This window comes from Psychrobacter sp. 1U2 (assembly GCF_051847575.1).
The window spans coordinates 1-1,519 of record NZ_JBPYDC010000177.1 but is presented as its reverse complement, the minus strand read 5'-3'; the positions used below and the strand labels follow the sequence as shown (position 1 = coordinate 1,519).

At 42.9% G+C, this 1,519-nt stretch carries 2 protein-coding genes; one reads left to right on the top strand and one right to left on the bottom strand.

Annotation, left to right across the window (positions count from 1 at the left end; all coding sequences use genetic code 11):
- Positions 1-1,107: lysophospholipid acyltransferase family protein (locus tag ACS8FD_RS14235; RefSeq protein ID WP_459252128.1), on the bottom strand; the 1,107-nt coding region annotated here is incomplete at its 3' end.
- Between the two features lie 205 nt (positions 1,108-1,312).
- On the opposite strand from ACS8FD_RS14235, the gene ACS8FD_RS14230 reads away from it, so the two are divergent.
- Positions 1,313-1,519: YbaK/EbsC family protein (locus tag ACS8FD_RS14230; protein WP_459252127.1), on the top strand; the 207-nt coding region annotated here is incomplete at its 3' end.

The following is a 1,519-nucleotide window of genomic DNA, read 5'->3' as shown; positions in this document are numbered from 1 at the left end:
ATGGCTACGATGACAGGGCACATAGATGATTTCATGATCGGTTGCAAGCTCACGTACGCGCTCAAAATGATGGACGTCGACGCCGTCATACAGTTGCGTCCATAACCAAGTTAAAAATTTATCAAAGACTCGAATGATAGAATGAGAGTAATCATTGACCATCTCATTTGCATAGTTTCTAGCAAGCCCGCGTGCTTCACGGACGCTAATGTCTTTTTCATCCGCTTCGATCTGTGTGGCATGTTGAATGGCAGGTGAGTAGATCAGCTTATCTACCAAATTGCGCCGATCTGATAAGTCAGGACCGAGCATAGTAGTACGCTGATTATCAAGATATGTATGAAGCTCTTGCTGTAAGTCGCGTACCAACTCACGGTTGGCATCTGCTACTGGCACTAACGCGTGACGTCCATCTCGGCTATCTGCAGTGTCTGCAACTCCGAGCTTATCTGATGACTCATCGTGCAAACGGTTATAAATAATGGTGCGTAAGTCTTTTGGCGCATGAAACTGGACAAAGGTATCGCGTCCCATCACACCAATATTAAATAATTGCTTGGTAATACTTGGATCTTGCCAGTTATCTGCCATCAATAGCTTAAACAACGAGTCCTCTTTTTCAGGCGCGCGGCCCCAAAGAATCGATACTGGTACTAGGCGTATTTGTAAGTCTGGATGTTGTAGAATGGCCGCGACCAAACGTGACAAGCGCGGCGATAATTGATTGTCTTTGGCTTTAGGATGATGCAAAAATATGATGCCAGCATTTTCGTTGACATCATGTATGCTGTCTTTTACGCTCATCAGTGCAGGTGGTAGCTTATGCTCGCCAGTTTGTAGATCGATCAAAATACTATTAGAGCGCGAATAATCCTGTAGCACATAAAAGGTCAGCGTTTGATCATCATTATCGAATACTGGCAGCTCACCTAAAAGCTTTGCTTTGACTGCGACATCAAGTGCCTGTCCCGATATTTTTCGGTATAACTGATTGATGGGTGCATTGGTATAAGTCGTCGCAGCTGACGACTTGCTAGCCTCAGAGTTGGCTTGCGCTTTGGACGTTCGGTTTTTTAAGAGCTTGTTTTTTAGGAAACTGGGTATCATAATCAAAAGTCAGACTTTGTAAAATGTAATGCGCTTATGATGCCATAAAAGTAGTCAAAGCGATATATGGTGTCGGTATCTGTGCTGAATATATTATAAATGCTAACGTGTCCAAGTTAACAGTACCTTTATATACCAGTGTTTTGATATAGCGTTAATTGAACACTATTATCCGTTTTTATTTTAAGTTTAATGAGAGTGCCCTATGACTCCTGCTATTAAGATTGCTAAGCAGTGTCGCCTTGACTATCAGCTGCATGAGTATGTCCATGATAGTAGTGCGACGTCTTTTGGTTTAGAGGCTGCTGAAAAGCTTGGTATAAAAGCTGCGCAAGTTTTCAAAACATTGGTGGTAGAGACAGATACTGGCACGTTAGCTGTTGCTCTTGTACCAGTCGATACCATCTTGAAC